This is a genomic window from Micromonospora sp. WMMD1120 (assembly GCF_029626235.1).
In the GTDB taxonomy this organism is placed as follows: domain Bacteria; phylum Actinomycetota; class Actinomycetes; order Mycobacteriales; family Micromonosporaceae; genus Micromonospora.
Genome location: NZ_JARUBO010000005.1, coordinates 5957547 through 5984214 on the forward strand (window position 1 = coordinate 5957547; position 26668 = coordinate 5984214).

At 71.4% G+C, this 26668-nt stretch carries 17 protein-coding genes; 6 read left to right on the forward strand and 11 right to left on the reverse strand.

Going from position 1 to position 26668, the window contains the following annotated elements; genetic code table 11:
• The first annotated feature begins 90 nt into the window (after positions 1–90).
• Positions 91–1695: a ricin-type beta-trefoil lectin domain protein gene (locus O7634_RS27535; protein ID WP_278153027.1), complete on the forward strand. Its 1605-nt coding sequence runs from the start codon at positions 91–93 to the stop codon at positions 1693–1695.
• Between the two features lie 51 nt (positions 1696–1746).
• Here O7634_RS27535 and O7634_RS27540 read toward each other — a convergent pair whose 3' ends face one another.
• The gene (locus O7634_RS27540; RefSeq protein WP_278153028.1) at positions 1747–4269 is read right to left on the reverse strand and encodes an ABC transporter permease; all 2523 of its coding nucleotides are present in this window, start codon (positions 4267–4269) and stop codon (positions 1747–1749) included.
• 8 nt (positions 4270–4277) lie between these two features.
• Positions 4278–5036, reverse strand: coding sequence for an ABC transporter ATP-binding protein (locus tag O7634_RS27545; RefSeq protein ID WP_278153029.1), 759 nt, complete (start codon positions 5034–5036; stop codon positions 4278–4280).
• 144 nt (positions 5037–5180) lie between these two features.
• On the opposite strand from O7634_RS27545, the gene O7634_RS27550 reads away from it, so the two are divergent.
• The 3 genes from O7634_RS27550 to sthA all read left to right on the forward strand — a co-directional run bounded on the left by O7634_RS27550 (position 5181) and on the right by sthA (position 8539).
• Positions 5181–6374 carry a histidine kinase gene (locus O7634_RS27550; protein WP_278153030.1) on the forward strand — a complete coding sequence of 398 codons (1194 nt, stop codon included), beginning with the start codon at positions 5181–5183 and terminating at the stop codon, positions 6372–6374.
• The gene (locus O7634_RS27555; RefSeq protein ID WP_278153031.1) at positions 6371–7009 is read left to right on the forward strand and encodes a response regulator transcription factor; all 639 of its coding nucleotides are present in this window, start codon (positions 6371–6373) and stop codon (positions 7007–7009) included. The genes O7634_RS27550 and O7634_RS27555 overlap by 4 nt, the downstream gene beginning before the upstream one ends.
• A 126-nt stretch (positions 7010–7135) precedes the next feature.
• Positions 7136–8539: a Si-specific NAD(P)(+) transhydrogenase gene (gene sthA / locus O7634_RS27560; protein ID WP_278153032.1), complete on the forward strand. Its 1404-nt coding sequence runs from the start codon at positions 7136–7138 to the stop codon at positions 8537–8539.
• Between the two features lie 57 nt (positions 8540–8596).
• Here sthA and O7634_RS27565 read toward each other — a convergent pair whose 3' ends face one another.
• The 8 genes from O7634_RS27565 to O7634_RS27600 all read right to left on the reverse strand — a co-directional run bounded on the left by O7634_RS27565 (position 8597) and on the right by O7634_RS27600 (position 20409).
• Complete coding sequence (locus tag O7634_RS27565) at positions 8597–9901, reverse strand: endo-1,4-beta-xylanase (RefSeq protein ID WP_278154101.1); 1305 nt, start codon at positions 9899–9901, stop codon at positions 8597–8599.
• A 113-nt stretch (positions 9902–10014) separates the two neighbouring features.
• Positions 10015–11325 (reverse strand): PHB depolymerase family esterase, encoded by a 1311-nt coding sequence (locus tag O7634_RS27570; RefSeq protein ID WP_278153033.1) that lies wholly within the window; start codon positions 11323–11325, stop codon positions 10015–10017.
• 247 nt (positions 11326–11572) lie between these two features.
• Positions 11573–13684 carry an alpha-glucuronidase gene (locus O7634_RS27575; protein ID WP_278153034.1) on the reverse strand — a complete coding sequence of 704 codons (2112 nt, stop codon included), beginning with the start codon at positions 13682–13684 and terminating at the stop codon, positions 11573–11575.
• The gene (locus tag O7634_RS27580; RefSeq protein WP_278153035.1) at positions 13681–14448 is read right to left on the reverse strand and encodes a DUF624 domain-containing protein; all 768 of its coding nucleotides are present in this window, start codon (positions 14446–14448) and stop codon (positions 13681–13683) included. The genes O7634_RS27575 and O7634_RS27580 overlap by 4 nt, the downstream gene beginning before the upstream one ends.
• A complete protein-coding gene (locus O7634_RS27585; RefSeq protein ID WP_278153036.1) occupies positions 14449–16086 on the reverse strand; it encodes an extracellular solute-binding protein in 1638 nt (545 codons plus the stop codon).
• A gap of 54 nt (positions 16087–16140) precedes the next feature.
• The gene (locus O7634_RS27590; protein WP_278153037.1) at positions 16141–17052 is read right to left on the reverse strand and encodes a carbohydrate ABC transporter permease; all 912 of its coding nucleotides are present in this window, start codon (positions 17050–17052) and stop codon (positions 16141–16143) included.
• Entirely contained in the window at positions 17049–18035 is a 987-nt protein-coding gene (locus O7634_RS27595; protein WP_278153038.1) for an ABC transporter permease subunit, read from the reverse strand. Before O7634_RS27595 ends, O7634_RS27590 begins: the two co-directional genes overlap by 4 nt.
• A 10-nt stretch (positions 18036–18045) precedes the next feature.
• On the reverse strand, positions 18046–20409 hold the full coding sequence (locus O7634_RS27600) for a glycoside hydrolase family 3 N-terminal domain-containing protein (RefSeq protein ID WP_278153039.1): 2364 nt from the start codon (positions 20407–20409) through the stop codon (positions 18046–18048).
• A 246-nt stretch (positions 20410–20655) separates the two neighbouring features.
• On the opposite strand from O7634_RS27600, the gene O7634_RS27605 reads away from it, so the two are divergent.
• Positions 20656–21708, forward strand: coding sequence for a LacI family DNA-binding transcriptional regulator (locus O7634_RS27605; protein ID WP_278153040.1), 1053 nt, complete (start codon positions 20656–20658; stop codon positions 21706–21708).
• A gap of 6 nt (positions 21709–21714) precedes the next feature.
• Positions 21715–22716 (forward strand): acetylxylan esterase, encoded by a 1002-nt coding sequence (locus O7634_RS27610; protein WP_278153041.1) that lies wholly within the window; start codon positions 21715–21717, stop codon positions 22714–22716.
• A gap of 39 nt (positions 22717–22755) precedes the next feature.
• Here O7634_RS27610 and O7634_RS27615 read toward each other — a convergent pair whose 3' ends face one another.
• Positions 22756–26403 carry a hypothetical protein gene (locus O7634_RS27615; protein ID WP_278153042.1) on the reverse strand — a complete coding sequence of 1216 codons (3648 nt, stop codon included), beginning with the start codon at positions 26401–26403 and terminating at the stop codon, positions 22756–22758.
• Positions 26404–26668: the final 265 nt, after the last annotated feature.

Sequence of the window (26668 nt, forward strand, 5' to 3'; positions counted from 1 at the left end):
TGTCCGGACACGTAGGACATTGATATCGATGGGCGTCGCTGTAATGATTAACAGACTTTACAGTTAACTCGTCCCCGGGAAGGACCAGAGATGACGCGACGACGGGCCGGAGCCCTCCCCCGCATCCGCTGGACCGCCGTGCTCGCGGCGGTCGTCCTCACCCTGCCGGCCGGGCTGGTGCTCGGCGCCCCGGCCGCGACGGCGGCCGCGACCGGCGCCATCACCGGGTACGGCGGCAAGTGCGTCGACGTGGCCGCCGCGAACCCGGCCAACGGCACAGCGGTGCAGCTCTTCACCTGCAACGGCTCCGCCGCGCAGCAGTGGACCGTGGCCGACGACGGCACCATCCGGGCGCTCGGCAAGTGCCTCGACATCGCCGCCGGCAGCACCGCCAACGGCGCCCGCGCCCAGATCTACGACTGCAACGGCACCGGGGCACAGCAGTGGTCGGCCGGTGCCGGGCAGCTGGTCAACCCGGTCTCCGGGAAGTGCCTCGACGCGACCGGCCCCAGCTCGGCCGACGGCACCCCGCTCCAGCTCTGGAGCTGCACCGGCGCCGCCAACCAGACCTGGACGCTGCCCACCGGCGGCGGCACCCCGCCACCGTCGTCGGGCGGCTTCACCCACCCTGGCGTGCTGGTCAGCCGGGGCCAGCTCGACTTCGTCAAGGGCCGGGTGCAGGCCGGCGCGCAGCCGTGGGCGGCGGCCCACAACCAGATGATGACCAGCCGGTACGCCTCCCTGTCGCGCACCCCGGCCCCCCGGTCGGTGGTGGAGTGCGGTTCCTACTCGAACCCCAACAACGGCTGCACCGACGAGCGTGAGGACGCCATCGCCGCGTACACCCACGCGCTCGCCTGGTATCTCACCGGGGACGCCCGGTACGCGCAGAAGTCGATCCAGATCATGGACGCCTGGTCGGCCACCATCACCGCGCACACCGGCAGCAACGCCCCGTTGCAGACCGGCTGGGCCGCCTCGGTCTGGCCCCGGGCCGCCGAGATCATCAAGTACACGTACGCGAGTTGGCCCAACGCCAACCGCTTCGCCACCATGCTGCGCAACGTCTACCTGCCGGTGGTGCGCAACGGCTCGAACAGCAACGGCAACGGGGAGCTGACCATGATGGAGGCCACCGTCGGCATCGCGGTGTTCCTGGAGGACCGGTCCGCCTACGACGCGGCGGTCACCCGCTTCCTCAACCGCGCCCGCGCGTTCGTCTACCTGCCCAGCGACGGCGCGCTGCCGTACACGGTGCCCGGCAGCGGCCTGGACACCAACGCGGAGATCATCGGCTACTGGCAGGGCCAGTCCACCTTCGTCGCCGGCCTCGCCCAGGAGACCTGCCGCGACTTCACGCACACCGGGTACGGCATCTCCGCCATCTCGCACGTCGCCGAGACCTCCCGCATCCAGGGACGTGACCTGTACCCGCAGGTCGGCGAGCGGCTGCGGCAGGCGCTCGGGTTCCACTCGCGCTACCAGCTCGGCGAGACGCCGCCCTCCTGGCTCTGCGGCGGCAGCCTCACCCGGGGCCTCGGCCCGATCACCGAGGTCGGCTTCAACGCGATGAGCACCCGGCTGGGCAACGTCATGACCAACACCCAGACCCTCACGCTGCAACAGCGTCCCGCCGGCACGAACAACCTCTTCGTCGCCTGGGAGACGCTGACCCACGCCAACAACCCCAACTGACCAGGCCGGGCGGGTCGACGCCGGGCGTTTGGCGTCGACCCGCCGAGCCGCTCAGCCGTCGGCCCCCAGCGCGGCCACCGGGCTGACCCGCGACGCGCGCCGCGCCGGCAGCACCCCGGCCAGCGCGGTCAGCGCCACGAGCGTCACGAAGAGCCCGGCCAGCGGCAGCGTCGGCGCGGTCAGCGGGGCCTCGATCCCGAGCGTCCGCACCGCCAACCAGGCGTACGGCACGCCGAGCAGCAGGCCGATGGTCGCGCCGATGACCCCGTACAGGCCGGACTCGACGGTCAGCATGGTCCGCAGGCCGGTCCGGGACAGCCCGATCGCCCGCAGCAGCCCGGACTCGCGGACCCGCTCCACGACCGAGAGCGCGGTCGTGGAGCCCACGCCGACGACAGCGATCAGCACGGTCAGGCCGACCAGGCCGACGGCTACCCAGACCAGGGTACGTACCAGCGACTCGCTGCGGTCCCGTTCGTCGGCGAGCACCGCGAGACCCACGCCCTCGCTGCCGGCGATCGCCTGGCGCAGCGCCCGCACACCGGCGGTCCGACCGTTCTCGCCGGCGCCGGCCGCGTCGGCCAACAGACCGGTGTACGCGGCTGGCACTCCGAGCCGGTCCAGGTCGGCCGGATCGGCGAGGATGCCCGCGTGCAGCGGACCACCACCGGGCAGGACCGCGGCGACCCGTACCTCCACCCGGCGCCCGTCGACGGCGAGCGCGACGCTGTCGCCGGCCCGCAGCCCGGCGTCCCAGGCGACCCACGCGCTGAGCACGATGCGGCCGGGACCCCGGTCGGTGAGCGTTCCCTGGGCCACGTCCAGGTCACCGGTGGTGGGTAGCGCCGCCAGGTCCAGGTCGTTGGTCGGGTAACCGGAATCCCCGTCGCCCAACTCCTCGGTGCCGCGCAGCAGCCGGACGCCGTCGACCCGCCGGTACGGCACCACCTGCGCCAGCGCGCCGTGCGCCGCCTCGACCCGGGACACGACATCCGCCGGAAGCGCCTCTCCGCTGCCGCTGGTGACCTCGAAGTCGGTCGGCGCCGAGAGCGCCATCTCGCGGTCGGTGAGGATCCGCAACGATGCCCCACCGATGACCACCCCGGTGATCAGGGTGACGCCCAGCGCGACCACCACCGAGACCGCCGCCGCCCGGCGCGGCGCGCCGCCGACGCCGCCGAGGGACATCCGCCCGATCGGCCCGAGTTGGCGCAGCGGCCAACCCACCACGGCCAGCACCGGTCGGACCAGCAGCGGCCCGAGGGTCACCAGCGCGAAGAACGCCAGGGCGCCGGACGCCACCAGCAGCAGCAGTGGCGCCATCGGATCGTAGTTCTCCTGCTCCGGCGTCGGCAGTTGGCTGATTGTCGCGACGGCGGCCAGCACCGCGCCGCCGGCGAGGAGCAACCCGCACACCAGGCGCGGCGTCCCGACGCCGCGCCGGCCGGCGGTGGTGCCCGCCGCGCGCAGCGCCTCCAGCGGGGAGACCCGGGCGGCCGAGAACGCGGGCGCCAGGACGGCCAGCGTGGTGAGCACGACGGCGCCGACCACCACCTGGACGGCCGCCGCCACCGGTAGGCCCGGTGACGACACCGCGTGGCCGGCGGCGCGCAGGACCGCCGGCAGCGCGTACCCGAGGGCGAGGGCGCCGGCCACCCCGACGACGCCGGAGACGAGCCCGGTCAGGGCCCCCTCGGCGGTCAACGCCCGGACCAGCGTGCCCCGACCCGCGCCGACGGCCCGCAGCAGCGCGAGTTGCCGCATCCGCTGGGCGAAGACGATCCGGAACGTCGAGGTGACCACCAGCGCCGCCGCCGCGACGGCGATGGCGACGAAGACGCCGACCAGGACGAACAGCCGGCTGACCTGGTCGGCGGCCGCTTCGGCCTCCGCCTGGCGCACCTCGGCGCCGGTGCGGATCGGTTGACCGGTGACCGCCGCGAGGAGCCGCTGACGGACCTCCCCGGTCGACGCGTCGGACGCCACGCGTACGTCGACGCGCTCCACAGTGGTCAGGCGCGCCCAGGTGGTCACCGCGGTGTCCGGGGCGTACGCGTCGGAGCCGGCGTCGGCGCCGCTTCCGACCATGCCGGTCACGGTGAGCCGCGCGGGCGCGGTGAGCTCACCGCCCGTGCCGCTGGTGGTGCTGCCGACGGCCAGCCCCAGCCGCTCGGCGGTACGCGGCGTGATCGCGATCTCGCCGGGGCGTTCGGGGTAGCGCCCCGCGGTGACCCGGACCGTGGCCAGCGGGCCGGCGCCCGGGTCGGATCGCAGGTTGAGGTAGCCCTCGCCGACGGACACCCCGGTCGCGACCCGGCCGACGACCTCGGCCACCCCGGGCACGGCGCGTACGCGCTGCCAGTCGGTGACCGTCGGTGGTGGGTGCTCGGTGTCGCCGAGCACCAGGTCGGTGGCGGCCGGGGTGCCGCTCAGGTTGTCCCGCACGGTCCGTTCGGTGATCTGCTGCACCAGCACGGTGCCGAACACCACGAAGGACGCGACGAGGATCGCCAGGCCGGTCAGGACCAACCGGCCGGGGCGCCGGGCGGCGGCGGCCGTCTGGGTACGCAGCACCGGCGCCCTCATCGACCGGCCGCCAGATCGCGCAGCGCGTCGGTGACCGACACCTGGTCCGGCTTGTCGATCTCGCCGGCGACCCGACCGTCGGCGAGCAGCACCACCCGGTCGGCGTACGCGGCGGCGACCGGGTCGTGGGTGACCATGACGACGGTCTGGCCGAGGTCGCGGACGGAGTCGCGCAGGATGGTGAGCACCTCCGCGCCGGAGCGGGAGTCGAGGTTGCCGGTCGGCTCGTCGGCGAAGACCACGGCGGGTCGCGCCACCAGGGCGCGGGCCAGCGCCACCCGCTGCTGCTGGCCGCCGGACAGCTCGCTGGGCCGGTGGGCGAGCCGGTCGCCGAGGCCCAGCACCCGCACCAGGTGCTCCAGCAGGTCCGGGTCGGGCTGCCGGCCGGCGAGGTCCAGCGGGAGGGTGATGTTCTGCGCGGCGGTGAGCTGTGGCAGCAGGTTGAAGGACTGGAACACGAACCCGATGCGCTCCCGGCGCAGCCGGGTCAGCGTCCGGTCCGACTGACCGGTCAGGTCGGTGCCGTCGAGCAGGACCCGGCCGGAGGTGGCGGTGTCGAGGCCGGCGAGGCAGTGCATGAGGGTCGACTTGCCGGACCCGGACGAGCCCATGATGGCGGTGAACGCGGCCCGGTCGAAGCCGACCGAGACCCGGTCCAGGGCACGGACGGCGGTGTCGCCGCTGCCGTACACCTTCGTCAGGTCGACGGCGGCGACGGCGGCGTGGCCGAGGTCCGGCGGGGCCTGGGTTGTCATTGTTCCTCCAGTGGCTGCGTGTGACGGTGGAAGCGTCGCCGCCGCCGGCGGGTGCGCACATCGGCCCGGGGCGGGGTAGCGCCGCCGCCGGGTCTGCCTTTCGGCCGATCTACGGTCCCGCCGCACTGGCTACGCTGGGTCATCATGAGCACGCCGGATCTTCGACGTTGGTGGGTGCGCCTGGCGCAGGCCGCCGGGCTGGTGGCCATCGGGCTGCTCGCCCTCTTCGACCTGCGGTTCAGTTCGCCGCAGAGCCCGGCCGCCCTCCTGCTTCTGGTGGTGCGGGTGGGGCTGGCGGCGGCGACGGTGCCGCTCTGGCTGCCGGCGCACCGGCTGGGCTCCCGACGGCTGCCGCTGGCCGCGCTGGCGCTCGCCGTCGCCTCACTGACCGTGACCACCGGGATCATGGTCCTCGCCAGCGGCGGCTACCTGCTCGGCGGCACCTGGGGGCTGGCCGAGTCGGCCGGGCTGATCGGGGTGGTGTTCGTGGTCACCCGCTGGGGCGCGGCGCGGCTCGTCCCGTGGGCGGCGGGCGCCGCCGGGCTCGCCGTCGCGGCGCTGCCGCTGCGCGCCGGCACCGAGAACCTGCTGGTGATCTTCGGTCTGCTCCAGGTGATCGGCGCGGCCGGCGCCGCCGGGGTGGGGCTCTACCTGCGGGTCATGGCCGCCGGGCGGGACCGGGCGATCGCCCTGGTCCGGGCCGAGCAGCGCGCCGAGTTCGCCCGTGACCTGCACGATTTCATCGCCCACCATGTCACCGGCATCGTGGTGCAGGCGCAGGGCGCGCGGTTCGTCGCCGAGCGGGACCCGCGCCGGGTGATCGTCGCCCTGGAGCAGATCGAGCGGGCCGGCGCGGAGACGATGGCCTCGATGCGGCGGATGGTCGGCGTCCTGCGCAACCCGGACGCGCCGCCGGACGCGCCGCTGGCTCCGCTGGCCGGGGTCACCGACCTGGAGCCGCTGGTGGCCGGATTCAACGGCGCGGCGAGCGTCCCGGTGCGGCTGCACCTCGACGGTGACCTGGACGGGCTGCCGGTGGAGGTGTCCACCTCCGCGTACCGGGTGGTGATGGAGGGGTTGACCAACACCCGTCAGCACGCGCCGGACGCCCGGTCGGTGCGGGTGGCGGTGCGTCGTACCCCGGACTGGTTGCTCGTCCGGGTGGCCGACGACGGCGCGTCGCCGCGCACCGCGCCGGCCCGGGGGCACGGCTTCGGCCTGATCGGCCTCAGCGAGCGGGTCCGCGCCCTCGGCGGCACGATCACCGCGGGTCCGGGCGTCACCGGTGGCTGGGTGCTCGACGTGGCGTTCCCGCTGCACCCGGCGGTGACCGCGTGATCCGGGTGTTGATCGCCGACGACCAGGCCATGGTCCGGACCGGCTTCGGCATGATCATCGGCGCCCAGCCGGACATGGTAGTGGTCGGCGAGGCCGCCGACGGGGTCCTCGCCGTCGAACTGGCCCGGCGACTGCGCCCGGACGTGGTGCTGCTGGACATCCGGATGCCCCGCCTCGACGGTCTCGAAGCCCTGCGGCTGCTCGCCGGCCCGGGCGTCGCCGACCCGGTCCGGGTGGTCGTGGTGACGACCTTCGACCTCGACGAGTACGTGCACACCGCGCTCGGCAACGGCGCGTGCGGCTTCCTGCTGAAGGACTCCGGGCCCGCGCTGCTGGTGGAGGCCGTCCGCGCGGCCGTGTCCGGCGACGCGTTGATCAGCCCCTCCATCACGGTACGACTGCTGGAGCACCTCAGCTCACCCGCCCCGGCCCTGGACCACTGTGGGTTGTCACCGCGGGAACTCGACGTCGTGAAGCTCGTCGCCCGGGGACTGACGAATGCCGAGATCGCCGGGCAGCTCTTCATCGCGGTCGGCACCGTCAAGACCCACCTGGCGAGCGTGCAGTCGAAGCTCGGGGCCCGCAACCGGGTCGAGATCGCCGCCTGGGCCTGGGCGCGCCGCCTCGTCGACTGACGGGACAACGACCGGGTGAGACGCCGCAGGAGGTCACTGTGAACGGAGGTAACCGCGTGATGACGGACGGGTAACGCCCACCGGCGGGGTCTGGCGCGCGCCACGACCTCTTGCGACGCTAACCGTGTGTATGACTACGACGTGGTGGTGCTGGGGTCCGGGCCGAGCGGCCAGAAGGCCGCGATCGCCGCCGCCAAGCTCGGCAGGCGGGTCGGCATCGTGGACCGCCGCGACATGATCGGTGGGGTGTGCATCAACACCGGCACCGTCCCCTCCAAGACGTTGCGCGAGGCCGTGCTCTACCTGACCGGCCTGAGCCAGCGGGACCTGTACGGCAGCAGCTACCGGGTCAAGGAGGACATCACCGTCAGCGACCTGGCCGCCCGGACCCAGCACGTCATCACCCGGCAGACCGACGTCATCCGCAACCAGCTCGCCCGCAACCGGGTCACGATGATCACCGGCACCGGCCGCTTCGCCGACGCGCACTCGATCTGGGTCGACGGCGGCGCCGGCCGCGAGTCGAAGGTGACCTTCGACAAGGCCATCATCGCCGCCGGCACCCGCCCGGCCCGCCCGGACAGCGTCGACTTCGACGACCGGACCATCGTGGACTCCGACGGCGTGATCAACCTGCAGGCCGTGCCGCGCAGCATGGTCGTGGTCGGGGCCGGTGTGATCGGCATGGAGTACGCGTCGATGTTCGCCGCGCTCGGCACCAAGGTGACGGTGGTGGAGCGCCGCGAACGGATGCTCGACTTCTGCGACGACGAGGTCGTCGAGTCGCTGAAATACCACCTGCGCGACCTGTCGGTGGCGTTCCGCTTCGGCGAGGAGGTCGCCGCGGTGGAGAAGCACCAGACGGCGGCGCTGTGCGTCCTCAAGAGCGGCAAGAAGATCGTCGCGGATACGGTGATGTACTCGGCCGGGCGGCAGGGCCAGACCGACGACCTGGCCCTGGAGGCGGCCGGGCTGGCGGCGGACCGGCGTGGCCGGATCGCCGTCGACGCCACCTACCGCACCCCGGTGGAGAACATCTACGCCGTCGGCGACGTGATCGGCTTTCCGGCGCTCGCGTCCACCTCGATGGAGCAGGGCCGGCTCGCCGCCCAACACGCCTGCGGCGAGCCGATCCGGGAGATGCACGACCTGCAACCGATCGGCATCTACACCATCCCGGAGATCAGCTTCGTCGGGCAGACCGAGGCGCAGCTCACCGAGTCCTCGACCCCGTTCGAGGTGGGCGTCGCCCGCTACCGGGAGCTGGCCCGCGGCCAGATCGTCGGCGACTCGTACGGCATGCTCAAGCTGCTCGTCTCCCCCGACGACGGTCGGCTGCTCGGGGTGCACGTGTTCGGCACCGCGGCCACCGAGATCGTCCACATCGGGCAGGCCGTGATCGGCTGCGGCGGCACCATCGACTACCTCATCGACGCGGTGTTCAACTACCCGACGCTGGCCGAGGCGTACAAGGTCGCCGCTCTGGACGCCTCCAACAAGATCCGCAACATCACCCGCATCGACGGTTGAGCGCACAAGAGGCTCGGCCGGCGCGGGAGAGGCTCCTCCGCGCCGGCCGAGCGTTGGTCAGCTCGCCGAACAGCTGGGGCTGAGGCTGCCGGCGGTGCCGTTGGCCTGGAAGCCGAACTCGGTGGACTGCCCGGCGGCCACCTGGCCGTTGTAGGCCACGTTCGTCCAGGTCGTCGCGCCGGAGCTACCGCTGCGGTTGGCACTCCAGGCGTTGGTCACCGTCGCGCCCGACGGGAGGGTGATCGCGACCCGCCAGCCGTTGAGAGCCGACGAGCCGGCGGTCACCCGCACGTTCGCCACGAAGCCACCGGTCCACTGGTTCACCGACACCGTCGCGGTGCAGCCACCCTGCGTCGGCGGATCGGTCGGCGGGTCCGTCGGCGGATCGGTCGGCGGGTCGGTGGGCGGGTCCGTCGGCGTGGTGCCGCTGTTCAACGCCGCGAGGACCGCGTCGTACGCCGGCTTCTTCTGGCCGCTGCCGTTGAACAGCAGCGGGGTCTGGTTGGACCGCCAGGAGTCGCTGTCCCGGATGCCCCACACCGTGATGCCGGTGCACCGGGCCACCGCCAGGCAGTCCTCCACGACACTGCGGTACGTGTTGGCCGGGGCGCCCTGGATGTCCAACTCGGTGATCTGCACGTCCACGCCGAGGGCCGCGAAGCTGGACAGCGTGGTGCGGTAGTTGCTGACGTACGGCGAGTCGTTGTTGAAGTGCGACTGGAAGCCCACGCAGTCGATCGGCACGCCCCGGGACTTGAAGTCCCGCACCATGTTGTACACCGCCTGCGTCTTGGCGTGCGTCCAGTTGTCGGTGTTGTAGTCGTTGTAGCACAGCTTGGCGTTCGGGTCCGCCGCGTCGGCCGCCCGGAACGCCGCCTCGATCCAGTCGTTGCCGGTGCGCTGGAGGTTCGAGTCCCGACGCGCTCCCGAACTGCCGTCGGCGAACGCCTCGTTCACCACGTCCCAGGCCACGACCTGACCCCGGAAGTGGGTGGCGACCTGCGTGACGTGGTTGAGCATCGCCGACCGCAGGGCGCTGCCGCTCATGCTCTCCATCCACCCCGGCTGCTGCGAGTGCCAGGCGAGGGTGTGGCCGCGCACGCTCATGCCCCGGCTGCGGGCGTGGCTGACGATCCGGTCCGCGTCGGTGTAGCTGAACCGACCCTGTTGTGGCTCGGTCGCGTTCATCTTCATCTCGTTCTCGGGCGTCACCGAGTTGAACTCACGGTTCAGGATCGTCGTGTACGCGGAGTCGTTCAGCTTGAACGCCGCCACCGCCGCGCCGAAGTACCGACCCTTCTCGGCGGCGGACGTGCCCAGCGTCGTTCCGGCGGCGGCCGGCGCCGTCATGAACAGCGCCATGCCGGCGGCGAGGGCGCCCACACCGGTCAGCGCGACGGCGGCTCTCGACGCCGCCTTCCATCTGGTTCTTCTCATCTCGGGCGACTCCTTCTGTGGTGGGGTGGAAGGGAAAATCAGGACACCGCACAGGCGGTGCCGTTGAGGGCGAACGACGACGGCTTGCCGGTGCCGCCCTCGTGCGTGGCCTGGAAGCCGATCTCGACGGCGGCGTTCGGGGCGATGGTGGCGTTGTAGGAGACGTTGCGGGCGGTCACCGCGCCGCTCGCCGGGGCGTACTGGGCGTTCCAGCCGCTGGTGATGCGCTGGCCGGTGGGCAGCGTGAAGGTCAGCTCCCATCCGCTCACGACGCTGGAGCCGGTGTTGGTGATCGCGACGCTCGCGGTGAGACCGGTGTTCCAGGCGTTGACCGTGTACGCGACACGGCAACCGCCACCGCTCGGCGGCGGGGTCGTCGGCGGTGGCGTCGTCGGTGGTGGGGTCGTCGGCGGCGGGGTGGTCGGCGGCGCGGCGCCGTCGAGGCCGAAGAACCGGATCACCTGGGCGGCGTCGACCGGGATGTTGTGCGTGACACCCTGCATGCTGATCGCCTCCACCGGCGCCAGCGGACCGTTGCCGCCGTAGCGGGTGCGGGTGTACCCGGACTGCGGGGTGTCGGTGTACGTCGGCGTCTGGCTCAGCCCGTGCACGTTGGTCCACTGCTTGACCTGCTCGCCGAAGTTCGGATAGCGCAGCGTGTCGTCGTTGGTTCCGTGCCAGACCTGCATCCGTGGCCGCTGCCCGGTGTACCCGGGGTACGCCTCCCGGACCAGGTCACCCCACTGCTGGGCGGTCCGGATGAGTTGCCCGTTCGCGCACTGGCTGTTCCACTCCGAGGTGCCGCCAGTGGCGAAGCAGGCGAACGGCACCCCGGCGAAGGAGGCGCCCGCCGCGAACACGTCCGGGTAGACGCCCAGCATGACGTTCGTCATCATCGCGCCGGACGAGGTGCCGGTGGCGAAGATCCGGGTCGGGTCGGCGGAGTAGCGCTGCTTCACGTGGTCGACCATCGACATCAGGCCGACCGGGTCGCTGCCGCCGCCCCGGCGCAGCGCCTGGGGTGAGTAGACGTCCCAGCACCTGCTGCTGCGGGTGGCCGACGGGTAGATCACGATGAACCCGTAGCGGTCCGCCAGCGACGCGTACTGCGTGCCGGAGTAGAACGCCGGGCCCGTTCCGGTGCAGTAGTGCATGGCCAGCAGGACCGCCGGACGGGCCGCCACCCGGTCCGGCACGTACAGGTGCATCTGGAGGTTGGTGGGGTTGCTGCCGAAGCTGGTCACCTGGGTGAGCGTCGCCGCCGACGCCGGCGTGGCGACTGTCAACGCCGCGGCGGCCACCGCCACCACTGCCATGAGGACGCCGAGCATCCGTGTCTTGAGTGTCATCGTCGCGATCCCTTGAGAAAGGCGCGTGGAAGGGACGTGAGTCGAGGAGTGCCCTTCGCCCGACCGGTGACCGCGGCTCGCGTGACCAGGTCAGCTTCAATCGAGCACGCTCGATTGTCAAGGATTCCGGAAACCTTTCGGCGTCACGGTCCCGGCGACGACCTGCGCGTCGGCGGCCGACGACGGCGGTCGCCGGCGGCGCCGGGCGGGGCCCGATTATCGGCGGGTTTTCCGGAACGCCGAGCCGTCAGTGGATCTCGCGCCCCCGCTTGTCCGGCACCCCGGACTTGCGGAAGAAGTACGTGTTGATCTGGTCGCGCCACTCGGTGGCGGAGCGCACCTGCTCGTCGAGGCGTTCGGCGACCCGCTCGTACACGCTCGGGTCGATCGTCCCGCGCAACGTCTGCCACCGCCGTCGCATCGCCGTCACCTCCTCGACACCGGCGAAGTGGGTGTCGTAGATGTGCTGGATGACCGTCGACCCACTGTGCAGCACATGCCCGTACGGCACGTGGTGGAAGAAGAGCAGCAGCTCGTCCGGGCAGCTCTCGGGGGACTCGTAAGTCGTCGCCCAGTGCGGCGGGTACTGCCCGGCGAAGCCGGTGCCGGTCGCCCGGCTGCGGTCCACGCCCACGCCGTCGCGGTCGGCGAAGTGGTAGGTGCCCCACCGGGTGTACTCGTACCCGTCCACCCCGGGCCCGTAGTGGTCACCGGGGTTGACCATGAAGCCGACGCCCAGCGGGGCGGTGTATCGCTCGTACGTGCGCCACGAGTCGTCCATGATCTCGTGCAGGACCCGCCGGACCAGTTCCGGATCGGCGGTCGCCGACGGCGGGAAGGTCAGTGTGATCCACTCGTCGAGGATCGCCGCCGGGTCCCGTCCGGGGTCCCAGGCCAGCCGGCCGAACGTGTACAGGTTGGCCTGCGCCAGCGGATGCCCGGTCCAGAAGGGATCGTCGCCGACGTTGGCGACCGCCACCAGCCCGCCGCCCACCGCCCCCGCGACCACGTCGGCTATCGTCCGCCCGTCCGGACCCCAGGGCGCGAAGCGCAGCACCTCGCTCCACCAGGGCCCGAGGTGGCAGACGTGCCGCTGTTGACCCGTGTACTCCTGGGTGACCTGCAACTCCACCGCCAGTCGGGTGGCCGGCATCGCGGCGAGCACCGGCGACACCGGCTCCCGGGTCTGGAAGTCCACCGGGCCGTGCTTCACCTGCACGATGACGTTCGTCCGGAAGCGCCCGTCGAGCGGCGCGAAGTGGTCGTACGCGGCGCGGGCCCGGTCCGTGGAGCGGTCCCGCCAGTCCTGGTGGTGGTTGTAGACGAACGCCCGCCAGTGCACCACTCCCCCGTACGGGGCGAGCGCCTCGGCGAGGAGGTTCGCACCGTCGGCGTGGTCCCGACCGTAGCTGAACGGGCCGGGTTGACCCTCCGAGTCGGCCTTCACCAGGTAGCCGCCGAAGTCCGGGATGCGCTCGTACACCCGGCGGGTGGTGACGGACCACCAGGTCCGCACCGCCGCGTCCAGCGGGTCGGCGGTCGGCAGGCCGCCCAGCACGATCGGCGCGGCGAAGCTGACCGACAGGTGCACCCGGATGCCGTACGGGCGCAGCACGTCGGCGATCTCGGCGACGTCCCCGAGCCGGTCGGTGAGCAGCCGCGCCTCGGTGTGGCCCACATTGACGTTGTTCACCGAGATCGCGTTGACGCCGCTGGCGGCCAGCAGCCTGCCGTACTCCCGCAACCGGGCCCGGTCGTCGCGCGGACGGCCCTCCCGCCACAAGATCGAGCCACCCGCGTACCCCCGTTCCACCTGGCCCATCACCGGGTGCACGGCGACGTTGTCCCAGTGGTTGAGCATCCGCCGACGCAGCGCCGGCCGGTGCCGCTCCGCCGGGCGGGCCGGATCGAAGGCCGCCGCGCAGAGCCGCACCACGTGGAAGAGCCCGTACAGCAGGCCGGCGGGCGCGTCGGCCAGCACCACGGTCACGTCGCCGTCGCGCGTCAGCAGGAACCCCTCGTCGCCGAGGGGCTCGCCGTCGCCCCCGTCGGCCAGCGCCGCCCGTACCGCCGCGCCGGGTAACTCGTCGGTCCCGCGCAGCGCGAACACCAGGTCGACGTCGACGTCCCAGGTCGGGGAGTGCCAGACCCGCCCGCCGTAGCGCGCGCAGGCCCGCGACACCTCGTCCAGCACCGTGTCGACGAGCAGTCCGTCGCCGTGGATGAGGACGCGGCGCGAGCCGAGCGCCCGGAACGCCTCCGGCGGCAACCAGGCCGGGTGTACGCGCACCTCGTCCGCCTCGATCGGTTCCTCGACGAAGAGCAGCCGATCCAACTCCATCGACTCCTCGGCGTTCATCGGGTGAACTCCTTCCGGATCAGGTGGATCATCGGGTCGCTGACGCGCAGGAGGGCCCAGACCGCGATCGAGGCGAACAGGGCCAGCACCGCCTCGGAGAAGACCGCGGTGATCCCGGCCGCCGCGGCCAGCAGCAGGACGTTGCCGACTGTCACCCCGGGGGTACGCGCGAGGAAGTGCACGGCCAGCCGGAGCACGTCGCGGGTGCGGAAGTCGAACAGCGAGGCGATCACCAGGGCGTTGGCCCCGCCGAGCGTCACCCCCACGGCGACCAGCACCAGCGGCGCCACCCACCAGCCGGCGAGGCCGATCGCGTCGCGGTGGGCCAGGTTGATGGCGAGCACCGTCAGCCACAGCAGCGTCGGCACCCAGACCCGCAGGACACCCCGCGCGTTCGCCCGGTAGCCGCGCCAGAAGCGGGCGGCGGGCCGCAGGTCGGTCAGGTCGGGGCGCTGGTGGCGCAGGGCGTACACGGCGGCGGAGAGCGCCGGCCCGACCGGCACCAGGAAGAGCGCGACCAGTGGCAGGTTGCTGGGGTCGCGGCCGAGCAGCAGCACCGGGAGCAGGGCGGGCACCGTGGTGAGCAGCAGCAACAGCTCGACCACGAGCAGGATGTGGACGCGGGCGGTGATCCGGGACAGCGGCCCGTCGCCGAACTGTCGCCAGGCCTGGGCGGCCCCGCTCATCCGCGCTCCCTCCGGTCCGTCCCGGTCCGGCAGGTCCGGTCGGGCGCGTACCAGCCGCCCGACCGGACCCCCGTCCACTCAGCCGTTCTTCTTCTGGAACCGCTCGTACGCCTTGTTGACCAGGTCGATGTACTGCTCGGAGTTCTTGGCCTTCAACTCCGAGACGTACGCGTCCCACTCGCTCAGCGGCCGTTGGCCGAGGGCGAACTTCAACGTGTTCTGGGTGACGAAGTCCTTCAGTGGAGTCTCCCAGAGCGACACCTGCTCGCGCTCCTCGTCGGTGAACGGGCGCGGCGGGGGGACCGCCCTCGGCGTGCGGGCGTCCATCACCTTCTGGAACTCGAGCTCCTCCGGCGAGAAGAACCCACGGACCAGGTCGGGCGTGCCGCCGTAGGCGAAGACGCCGTTGTGGAAGCCGAAGTCCTTCTGCAGGTGCTTGGGCGCCTTGGGGTTGAGGCCGAGGAAGTCGACGCCCGGGTTGAGCGTACGCTTGCCGGTGGCGTCCTTGGTGAAGGTGGTGCCCTCGACGCCCCAGCGGGCGAACTCCATACCGGCGTCCGAATACCAGAGCCAGTCGATGAACTGCATCATGGCGACGAAGTTCTTGCTCTCCCGGGCCTTCGAGGAGATCATGATGCCGTTCTCCAGCCGGGGGAACGGGTTGACCTCACCGGCCGGGCCGATCGGCAGCGGGATCTTGGCCATCTTCGCGTTCGGCAGGGTCTTCGCCAGGTCGGGACGGTGGTTGTTGACAAGGGTCTGCGCGTTGCCGGTGACCACGAAGGACTTGCCGTTGGCGAGCTTCTGGCGCGCCTGGTCGTCGGTCTGGGTGAAGCTCTCCGGGTCGAGCAGACCCTCGGAGACGAGCTTGTGCAGGTACGTGACCACCTGCTTGTACTGCTCGGACGCGCCGGTGTAGGTGAACTTCTTCGCCGCCGGGTCCCAGGTGGCGTGCTGGAAGTCCCAGCCCGCGTAGGTGCCGTGCGACGAGCCGAGGATGCCGAGCAGGGCGCCCGCCGGGTTGGGCTTGCTGAAGAGGTCCGAGTACGGGTAGACGTTCGGGTACTTCGCCTTCATCGCCTTGAGCACCGCGTACAGGTCGTCCCAGGTCTTCGGCGTGGCGAGGTTCAGCTCCTGCATGATGTCGGTGCGCACCAGCACCGTGTAGTCCTGGGTCGGCTTCTCGTGCAGACCGGGCAGCAGGTAGAACTTACCGTCGGCCTGCCGCAGGTTGTCGATCTCCGGCTGGAGGTTCCACTTGGTGATCTTTTCCTTCAGGTTGGGCATCAGGTCCAGGTAGTCGCTGACCGGGAGGATGGCCCCGGAGGACACGAACGCGTCCTCCTGCGGGTGGTACGTCTTCGGAATGATCAGCGGGGCGTCCCCCGCGCCGATCAGCAGGCTGCGCTTCTGCTCGTAGTCGCTCAGCGGCACCGCGACGGGCTCGATCTTCACGTTCGTCCGCTTGGTGAGTTCCGACCAGAACAGCCAGTCCTCCTTCAGCGGATAGAAGGTGTGGTTGTTGTACAGCGTGGAGAAGGAGAGCGGCTCGGTGGCCTTGAACTGGTCGCCGACGCCGTAGGTGGCCATCGCGCCGACCCGGTTCTCGGCGAGGTCGGTCGACTCGCCGGGATCGTCGGAACAGGCGGTGGTGAGGGTGAGCGCGAGCAGACCCGCGGTGGCTAACGCCACAGGGCGCCACGTCTTGTGGAGCATGGCTGGTCCTTTCGGTCGGGTTCGGGGTGGAGGTTGGTGCGGGTCGGCCGGCGACTACCCCTTGACCGCTCCGAGCAGCACGCCGCGGACGAAGTACCGCTGCACGAAGGGGTAGACCGCCAGGATGGGCAGGGTGGTGAGCACTATCGTCACGGCCTGGAGGGTGGCCGCCGCCTGGACCTTGTCGGCGTCGGCGGCGCCGGACGACTCGGCGCTGGTGGCGCCCGCGATCAGGTTGCGCAGGTACACGGTCACCGGCAGCAGGTCCTGCTTGTCGATGTAGAGGAACGCGGTGAACCACGAGTTCCAGAAGGCGACGGCGTAGAAGAGCACCATCGTGGCGATGATCGCCTTCGACAGCGGCAGCACGATCCGCAGCAGGATGCCGTACGTGTTCAGCCCGTCGACGGCGGCGGCCTCCTCCAACTCGCTCGGCAGGCTCTCGAAGAACGCCTTCATCACCAGCAGGTTGAACACGCTGATCGCGTTGGGGATCACCACGGCCCAGATGGTGTTCTTCATCCCCAGGCTGGTGACCAGCACGTAGTTGGGGATCAGACCACCGGAGAAGAACATGGTGAACAGCGCGACGCCGACCAGGAAGCCGCGTCCCTTGAGCTGGGGCTTCGACAGCACGTACGCGTAACACGTGGTGAGCACTATCGAGATGAGCGTGGCGACCACCGTGTACACCACGGTGTTGCGGTAGTTCGTCCAGAACATCGCGTCGGACGTCACCAGGTCGTACGCCGTGAGGTCGAAGCCGCGCGGGATGATGGTGACCTTGCCCGCGATGATGGACGCCTCGTCGCTGAGCGACCGGGCCACGATGTTCAGGAACGGGAACAGCGTCACGGCCACGACACCGAGCAGGACGATCGTGTTGACCACGCGGAAGATCCGGTATCCGCGGCTGTCCACCGCTCCCCGGGTCTTCGGGGCCTCGCGCTTCGTACCGAGGATCACCACAGGCTCGTCCCCACCGTGCGCCGGGAGATGAGGTTCGCCGTCAGGACCAGGATCAGCCCGATCACCGCCTCGAAGAGGCCGATCGCGGCGGCGTAGCTGAAGTTGCTGGACTGGAAGCCCATCCGGAACAGGTACGTGGAGATCACGTCCGCGGTCGGGTAGGTGAGCGGGTTGTAGAGCAGCAGGATCTTCTCGAAACCGACCGCCAGGAAGTTGCCGATGTTGAGGATCAGCAACGTCATCATCGTGGGCCGGATCCCGGGCAACGTGATGTGCCAGGTCTGCCGCAGGCGGCTCGCGCCGTCGATCCGCGCGGCCTCGTACAGGTCCTCATCGATGGTGGTGAGAGCGGCGAGGTAGAGGATGGTGCCCCAGCCGACGGTCTGCCACACCTCGGAGGAGACGTAGATGGTGCGGAACCACTCCGGCTGTTGCAGGAACGCGACCGGGTCGCCGCCCACCAGCCGGACGATCTGGTTGGCGGTGCCGTCGATCAGGGTGAACTGCGCGACCATCGCCGCCACGATCACGATCGACAGGAAGTGCGGCAGGTACGAGACGGACTGGACGAACCGCTTGAAGCGGCGCGCCCGCACCTCGTTGAGCATCAGCGCCAGCACGATGGGCAGCGGGAAGCAGAACAGCAGGGTCAACGTCCCGAGCACCAGCGTGTTGGTGAACGCCTCCCAGAACGTCGGGTCGGCGAGGAACATCCGGAAGTACCGCAGACCGACCCAGTACTCGCCGAAGATGCTGCCGCCCGGCTTGAACCGACGGAAGGCGATGACGTTGCCGATCATCGGCAAATATCGGAAGACCAGGAAGAACAGCAACGGCAGGATGGCGAGCGAGTAGAGCTGCCAGTCCCGACGTAACGCCTGCCGCCAACTGCGGCGCCGGCGCGGCGACCGCGGCGCGGGGCTTCCGGTCTCCTCCGGCGGACGGGGCGGCGCCGGCGGCGGCCGCAACGTGGATGTCATCCTCGGCCTCCTATGCCGACTGGGGAACGGCCACGAGAGGTTCGACCCGCACCGACGTGAGCAGCTTCCGCTGGTGACCGACCTGCCGCTCGGCACCGACCAGCCGCAGCGGCAGGACCCCCGCCCACTGCCCGCTGGACCGACCGAAGCGCAGCTCCACCGCGCCCGGCTCGACGATCCGCCGGCCGGACCGGCCGGTGAAGGAGGCCACGTCGGCGGGTACGTCGAAGGTCACCCGCGCCGCCTCGCCGGGCTCCAGCGACACCCGGGCGTAACCGACCAGCCGGACCACCGGGCGGGTGGTCTGCGCGACCGGGTCGTGCAGGTAGAGCTGCACGACCTCGACGCCGGCCCGGTCCCCGGTGTTGGCGACGGTGATCCGGGCCCGCACCTCGCCGTCGACCGACCAGGACGCCGGCTCGTCCGTCGCCTCCACCACCTCGGCGTCGGACCACTCGAACGTGGTGTAGCTCAGTCCGTGGCCGAACGGGAACGTCGGCGTCGGGTCGACCGAGGAGACCTTGTTGCGCAGCCCGAGCGGCGGCGCCAGGTAGGTGCTCGGCAGGCCGCCGGCGTCGCGGGGCACACTGACCGGCAGCCGGCCGGACGGGTTGACCGCGCCGGTGAGCACCTCGGCGAGCGCCTGCCCACCGCGCTGCCCGAGGAAGAACGCCTGCACCACGGCCGCCGCGCCGTCGAACTCAGCGCCGATCGCGTACGGGCGACCGGTCATCAGCACCAGCACGACCGGGGTGCCGGTGGCGAGCACGGCCCGGACGAGGTCGGCCTGCACGCCGGGCAGTCGCAGGTCGGCGGCGTCGCAGCCCTCGCCGGAGGTGCCCCGGCCGAACATTCCCGCCCGGTCGCCGACGGCGAGCACGCACACGTCGGCGTCGGCGGCAGCGGCCACCGCGGCCGCGATACCCGAGGTGTCCGTGCCGGTGATGGCGCAGCCCGGCTCGTACCTGAGGGTCGGGACGTGGCGGGCCAACTCGTCGCGCAGCGAGGGAATGTCCACCCCGACCTCGACCTCGCTGTGGTGCACGCCGACGTGGTTGGGGAACGAGTAGCAGCCCAGCATCGCCATCGGGTCGTCGGCCGCCGGGCCGACCAGCGCCACCCGGCCGCTCGTCGCCAGCGGCAGGACGCCGGTGTTGCGCAGCAGGACGACGGACTCCCGGGCCAGCCGTAGCGCGACGTCCCGGCTGGCCTCGTCGTCGAAGCTCAACGAGGCCACGTCGTCGGGCGTCTCCCGCCAGTCCTCGTCCAGCAGACCCAGCTCGGTCTTCTGCACCAGCACCCGGCGCACCGCGCGGTCGACGAGCGCCTCGTCCACCTCACCGGCGCGCACCGCCGCCACCAGCGCGGCCCCGAACGTGTCCACTGTGGGCAACTCGACGTCGATCCCGGCGTGCAGGGCGAGCCGGGCCGCGTCGACGGCGTTCTCGGCGACACCGTGCAGCGTCTGCAGGAACCGTACGGAGAAGTAGTCGGCCACCACCGTGCCGGTGAAGCCCCACTCGTCGCGCAACAACCCGGTCAGCAGCGCGCGGTCGGCGGCGACGGGCACCCCGTCGATCTCGGCGTAGGAGTTCATCACCGAGCGGGCGCCGCCGTGCCGCAGCGCCATCTCGAACGGCGGCAGGATGACGTCGGCCAGCTCCCGGGCGCCCATCGGCACCGGCGCGAGGTTGCGCCCGCCCCGGGAGGCGGAGTAACCGGCGAAGTGCTTCAACGTGGCCACCACGCCGGCGCGTTCCAGGCCCCGCACGTACGCGGCGCCGGTCGTCCCCACCAGGTACGGGTCCTCGCCGATCGTCTCCTCGGTGCGACCCCACCGGTAGTCGCGGGTGACGTCGAGGACCGGTGCGAGGCCCTGGTGCACGCCGGCGGCACGCATGGCACGCCCGATCCGGTCGGCCATCTCCTCGACCAGGTCGGGGTCGAAGGCGGCCCCCCAGCTGAGCGGGGTCGGGTAGACGGTGGCCCGCCACGCCGCGAACCCGGTCAGGCACTCCTCGTGCACCTGGGCGGGAATGCCGAACCGGCTGGCGGCCACGATCTGCGCCTGTGACGCCGCCAGCGACCGGGCGCCCAGCACCGGGTCGACCGGCGCGGTGCCGAACGGACGGGTGAGCTGGCCGAGCCCGTGCTCGATGGCGTTGCTCCACTGTGGCGGCTCTTTGATCATGTCGGTCTGGTGCGGCGCCACGCCCTCGCCGGTCGCCTCGGCGCCGACCCAGACTCCGACGAGCTGGGCGACCTTCTCCTCGATCGACAGCATCGGCAGGAGCGCCTCGGCCCGCTCGGTCGGCGACAGCCGCTGGTCGCGCCACGGCGCGGCGCCGCCGTCCTCGGGCAACTGACTTCCCATGCCATGACCCCTTAGCTCCGGCCACATCCCCGCGCCCTCGTGGAGCCAGCTCCGTGGCGGACGTTTGTCCCGATCCGAAACTTTCCGGAAACCTGCGCAACCTTTTCGGCAACCTAAGTGGCCCATCGATGCGTGTCAAGGCCTCGTTCGGGCCGTCCATGGTCGTGCTACACATCGGACGGACTGGCGCTGATGGTCGATCGTGTTAAGGTCTGCCGAAACTTTCGGATGTCGTATGAGGCCGCGATGACAGAGCACGACCGGCTCGACCCACCCGCCTCGACCACCATCGCGACCATAGCCAGCGAGGTTGGCGTCTCGGTCGCGACGGTCTCCAAAGTCCTCAACGGCCGGGGTGATGTCGCTCCCGGCACCAGGGCGCGGGTGGAGGCGAGCCTCGACCGCCACCAGTACCAGCGCCGCACCCGTCGACCGTCGACCAGCGGCGGCCGGATCGACCTGGTGTTCCACGAGTTCGACACCGGGTGGGCGATGGAGATCCTGCGCGGCGTCGAGGCGGTGACCAGCGCGGCCGGCATCGGCCTGTCGGTCGCCCAGCTCGACGGCGCGCACCGCCCGCCGACCCGCTGGCTGGAGGCGCTGGTCGCCGACCGGCCGTTGGGGGTCGTCTTCGTGCTCTCCCACCTGGCCGAGGCCCAACAGCAGCACCTGCGCCGCCAGGGCATCCCGTTCGTCGTCGTCGACACCGACAGCGCGACCTCGGCGTCCGTACCCACCGTCGGGTCGAACAACTGGAACGGCGGCCTGCTGGCCGCGCGGCACCTGTTGGAGTTGGGGCACCGGCGGATCGCCATCATTTCCGGTCCGCCGGACGTGCTCTGCAGCCGCGCCCGCGCCGCCGGCTTCCAGTCGGCCCACGAGGAGGCCGGGCTCCCCGTCGACCGTGAGCTGATCCGCTACGGCAGCTTCTCCGCGGGCGCCGGGCACACCCACGGTCTGCCGCTGCTGAGCCGGCCGGACCGACCCACCGCGATCTTCGCCGGGTCGGACATCCAGGCGATGGGGGTGCTCCGGGCCGCCCGGCAGTGCGGCCTGCGCGTGCCCGAGGACCTCTCGGTGATCGGGTACGACAACCTGCCGGTCTCGGCGTGGACGGACCCGGCCCTCACCACCATCAACCAGCCGCTGCGCGACATGGCCGGCATCGCCACCCAGATGCTGCTCGACCTGGCCCGGGGCAACGAGCCGGCGACCAGCCGGATCGACCTGGTCACCGAGCTGGTCGTGCGGGAGAGCACCGCACCCCCGCCGGCGCGCACCGACCCCCGGCCCCGGTGAGGGCCCGTGCCCGACACGACAGGCATCGCCGACGACCTGCGCCGGTACGCTCCGCGGGTCGCCGAGCCCGACGACTTCGACGAGTTCTGGCGGGGCACGCTCGCCCGGGCGAGCGCTGTGCCGGTGCTCGTCGACGTCCACCCGGAGCCCACCGACCTGCGGCTGCTCGACTGCTGGGACGTCACGTTCGCCGGCTTCGACGGTGAACCGGTGCGCGCCTGGTACACCCGCCCGGCCGGGGTGGCGACGGCGCTGCCGGCGGTGGTCGAGTACGCCGGCTACGGTCGCGGCCGAGGACTGCCGCACGAGCGGCTGACCTGGCCGGTAGCCGGGTACGCGCACCTGCTGATGGACAACCGGGGCCAGGCGGGGCAGTACGCCCCCGGCGACACCCCGGACCCGCACGGCGCGCCCGGCGGGCCCTGGCCGGCCACCTGGGGGATCCTCGACCCACGCGACTACCACTACCGGCGTCTGATCACCGACGCGGTCCGGGCGGTCGAGGCGGTCCGGGCCCTGCCCGGCGTCGACGACCGGGTGGCGGTGGTGGGCAACAGCCAGGGCGGCGGTCTCGCCCTGGCCGTCGCCGGTCTGGTCGACGACCTCAGCGCGGTGTTGACCACCGCGCCGTTCCTCTGCGACATCCGGCGGGCGGTCCAGTCCACCGATCCCGCGCCGTACGGTGAGATCGCCCGGTACCTGGCGGTGCACCGGGAGGCCGAGGAGGCGGTGTGGCACACGTTGTCCTATGTGGACGCGGTGAGCTTCGCCCGCCGGGCCACCGCGCCGGCCCAGTTCGGGGTCGGCGGGCGCGACACCGTCTGCCCGCCGCGAGGCGCCTTCGCGGCCTACAACCACTACGGCGCGTCGAACGGGCGGCCGGTGCCACCCGAGCGGGAGATGCACGTCTACCCGTTCAACGGCCACGAGGGCGGCGAAGCGGCGCACGTCCGGCGTCAGATGCGCTGGCTGGACACCGTGCTGCACCCTGACGACACCTCCGGGTGACGGGCGCCCCCGGACGACGAGGTCAGGGAGGTGCGCCGGTCAGGGCTCCAGCAGACTGCGGACGGGGGCGCACGCCCGGCAGGGCCAGACGCGTACCGTCCCGTCGTCGTGGGTGGAGACGAGCTGCTCGCCGTCGGGGCTGAAGTCGACGGTCTCCACCGAGGCGCCGAATCCCTCGAAGGTCACCGACCGCGCGGCCTCCGAAGCCCGCCACAGACGAGCGGTGCCGTCCTTACCGGAGCTGACCACCCACCGCCCGTCCGGGCTGAACGACACGTGCCAGACCGGACCTTCGTGTCCCCGCAGCGTCAGCGGAGCGACGCCCCCGGAGATGGGGTGGATCTGCACAGTGCCGTCGAAGCCGGCACTGGCGACAAGTTGTCCGTCCGGGCTGAAGGCCACCGCCCACACCAGTCCCTCGTGACCGGGGAGAAGCAGAGGTTCGCCCGCGCCGAGGGCGTCCCAGATCCGTAGCGTGCCGTCCGCGCCGGCGGTGGCGACCTTCCTGCCGTCCGGACCGAAGGCGACGTACCGGATCTCTTCGGCGACCCGGTGGACGACCGGGCCGTCGCGGCCGGTGAGGTCCCAGATGCGCAGGCTCCCGTCGTTGCTGACGCTGGCCAGACGCCGGCCGTCCGGGCTGAAGTCGGCGATCCACGCCTGCTTCTCGTGCCCGCGCAGCACCAGGGGACCACGTCTACCGGCGAGGTCCCAGACCCGCACGCTGCCGTCGCGGCCACCGGTGGCCACACTCGTCCCGTCCGGACTCACAGTGAGGCCGTAGACGTCGCCGTCGTGGCGGCCCAGCACCTGGGGCTCGGCCGGTGTGGCCAGGTTCCAGACTCGTACCGTGCCGTCCTCGCCGCCACTGACCACCCGCCGCCCGTCCGGCGTGAAGGCGGCGGACCAGGTGGCCTTCCGGTGCCCCCGCAGGATCAGACGGTCGCTGCCCGGGTCCCAGATCCGTAGCGTGCCGTCGTCGGCGGCGCTGACCAGCCGCGATCCGTCCGGACTGAAGGCCAGCGCCCAGACCCGGTTGGTGTGGCCGCGCAACACCAGCGGGTCACCGGCGCCGTCGGCGTTCCAGATCCGTACGGTCAGATCGTCGCTGGTGGTCGCGATCCACCGCTCGTCCGGACTCAGCGCGAGGCCCTCCACGGTGCCCTCGTGCCCCCGCAGCACCACCGGAGCCGCCGATCCGGTCAGCGGCCACACCCACGCCGTGCCGTCGCTGCTGGAGCAGGCCAGGCGGGTGCCGTCCCGGCTGAACACCAGTGTCCTGGTGCCCTCGCGCGGCCCGGTGAGAACCGATCGGGTCGATCGCTCGGCCACATCCCACAGCCGTACCGTCGCGTCGTGGCTGCTGCTGGCCAGTCGACGGCCGTCCGGGCTGAAGGCCACACCGACCGCGACCCGCTTGTGCCCACGCAGCACCACCGGTCGATCGACGTTCCGAACGTCCCAGATCCGGACCGTGGTGTCCTCGCCAGCGCTGGCGACCAGCCGCCCATCAGGACTGAATGCCACACCCCACACCGGCCCCTGGTGTCCCCGGAGGACGACAGGCTGATCGGCGGTTCCATCCAAGGGCCAGATGTGGACGGTGCCATCGGAGCCGGCGGCGGCCAACCGCCTCCCGTCCGGACTGAAGACCGGCGTCCACACCTGGCCCTCCGGCCCACCGGTCAGCGCCACCCCTGTGCCGGAGACGCCGTGCCCGGACCAGGACCAGACCCGGACCTCACCGTCCGTTCCGGTGGCGGCCAGCCGTGCGCCGTCCGGACTGAACGCCACGCCCAGCGCCTTCTTGCTGGTCATCGGCACCACTGCGCGCAGCCGGTCGTCAACGGTGGCCTGGCGGAGCACCATCTCCGCGTCGACGGTCGGATGCGTGGTCAGGGCACGTCTGGCCAGACGTTGCGCCTGTCGCGGATCGATGAGCAGTTGGTTGCCGGCCTCCACCGTCAACTGGCGGGCGACAGCGAGGTCCCGTTCGGCGGCTGCCCGGTCGGCCTGCACCAGTGCGACTCCCGCAAGGACGCTCACCACGCCAGCGGTTGCCGTGAGACCGGTCAGGGCAACGCTGGTCCGTCGCCGCCTGGCCCGCCGTCGCCGGGCGTCCCGTGCCCGACTGACCTCCAAGAACTCACGTTCGAGGTCGCTGAGCTCCAGCGCCGGGTCGACCTTCCACGGCGCGAGGTGGACGTCGCGATACAGGAAGCCGTCCACGCGGTCGTGGCGGTCCCACTCGGCGGCGGCCTCGGTCAGCCTCCGGTGCGCACGCAGCAACTCCCGATCCTCGGCCAGCCAACCCCGCAGCCGAGCCCACTCCTGGATCAGCGCCTCATGGGCCACCATGACGCCCTTCTCGTCGGCCGTGACCAGCCGCGCAGCCGTCAACCGACCCAGGACCGTCGCCGCCGCCGACGGGTCGGCCCCACTCACCAATTCGGCCAGTGACGCCCGGCGCCGGGTGTCCTCCGTCCCGTCGCCGAGGGCGGTCAGGCGCAGGAAGATGTCCCGTGCGATCTGTCGCTGGCCCTCGTCGAGCTGGGTGTACACCCCTTCGGCGGTGCGCGTGATGGCGCCGTGCACGCCGCCGGACTCCCGGTAGTGGACCAGTGTCAACCGATTGCCCTGCCGCAGGCGGGCGGTCTCCAGGAGCGCGTGGGACAGCAGCGGTAGCGTGCCCGTCTGACCGCCGGCCTCCGCCACGGCCACCTCCACCAACGCCGGGTCCACCTGTAACCCGGCTCGCTTGGCGGGGCCGCTGATCGCCCGGCGCAGGTCGTCGTCGTCCATCGGACCGATCAGCAACTGGCGCCCGTGCAGAGCGGTCACCAGCGCCGGGTAGGCCGCACAGCGACCATAGAAGTCGGCCCGTACTCCCAGCACCACGCGCACCTCACGAACCTCCGCGGCGGCGAGCAGCACGGCGATGAACGCCGATCGCTCCTCTTCGTCCCGGCAGAGCGTGAACAGCTCTTCGAACTGGTCCACCACGATGAGCATGGTGGCGACCGAGGGACGGAGATCGAGAATCCTTTCGATTGTCCGACGGATGTTCATCGGGTCATCGGCCAGTTGGCGGCACACCGCGTCAGAGGGCTCGTCCTGACAGTTCCCCAGGTGCAGTGCGAGCTCTTCGATCGGGTGTTCACCGGGGGTCATCAGCACAGTGGCCCAGGCCGGCCCCCCTTTGGCGGGATGCTCGGCCACGGCTGCCAACAGACCCGCCCGAAGCAGCGATGACTTGCCCGCGCCGGACGGAGCGAAAACCGCGACGAACCGTAGGCGGGTGAGCATCTCACGCAGTTGGTCCACCATGCGCTCGCGTCCGAAGAACCATTCGGAGTCCTCCGGCTGATAGGCCGCCATCCCCCAGTACGGTCCGGGGGCGGTCGCCGTCGTGCCGACGGACGTCACGTCCGCTATCAACCGGTGCCACCGCTCGGTCCATTCGGCTGGATCACCGCCACAGGCGGCCACGTACGCCAGTGTCACCTGAAGGCTTGGCACGGTCTCGCCGCTGGCCGCCTTCGCCAGCGTGGTCACCGAGAAGTGCGCACGTTTGGCCAGCTGGCGGTAGGTAGGCCCGCCCGCCTTCGTCCGCAGTTGGCGCAGGTCGAGTGCGAACCGCTCCAGTTCGCCTGCCTCGGGGTCGAGCGGCCGCTCAGGTCTCCCCACGTTGTCCCCCGTCACAGAGTTGTTTGTCAGCCTGACGACATGATTGGCAAACAATCCAAACACGACTATATCTAGTTTCGTGGACGCCGATCGATGAGTGTCGGATAGCAGCCACAGCGCAGCCAGGCGCCCCACGTCCGTAAACCAACGCTATCGACACACGGAGAAGAGCTGAAAGGGATGTGTGATACGCGCCAGAAACGGCCTCGACATCGCCTTCAACGGCGCTGCGGTCGTCACGGGTTCGGGGGGTATCACCGGTCCC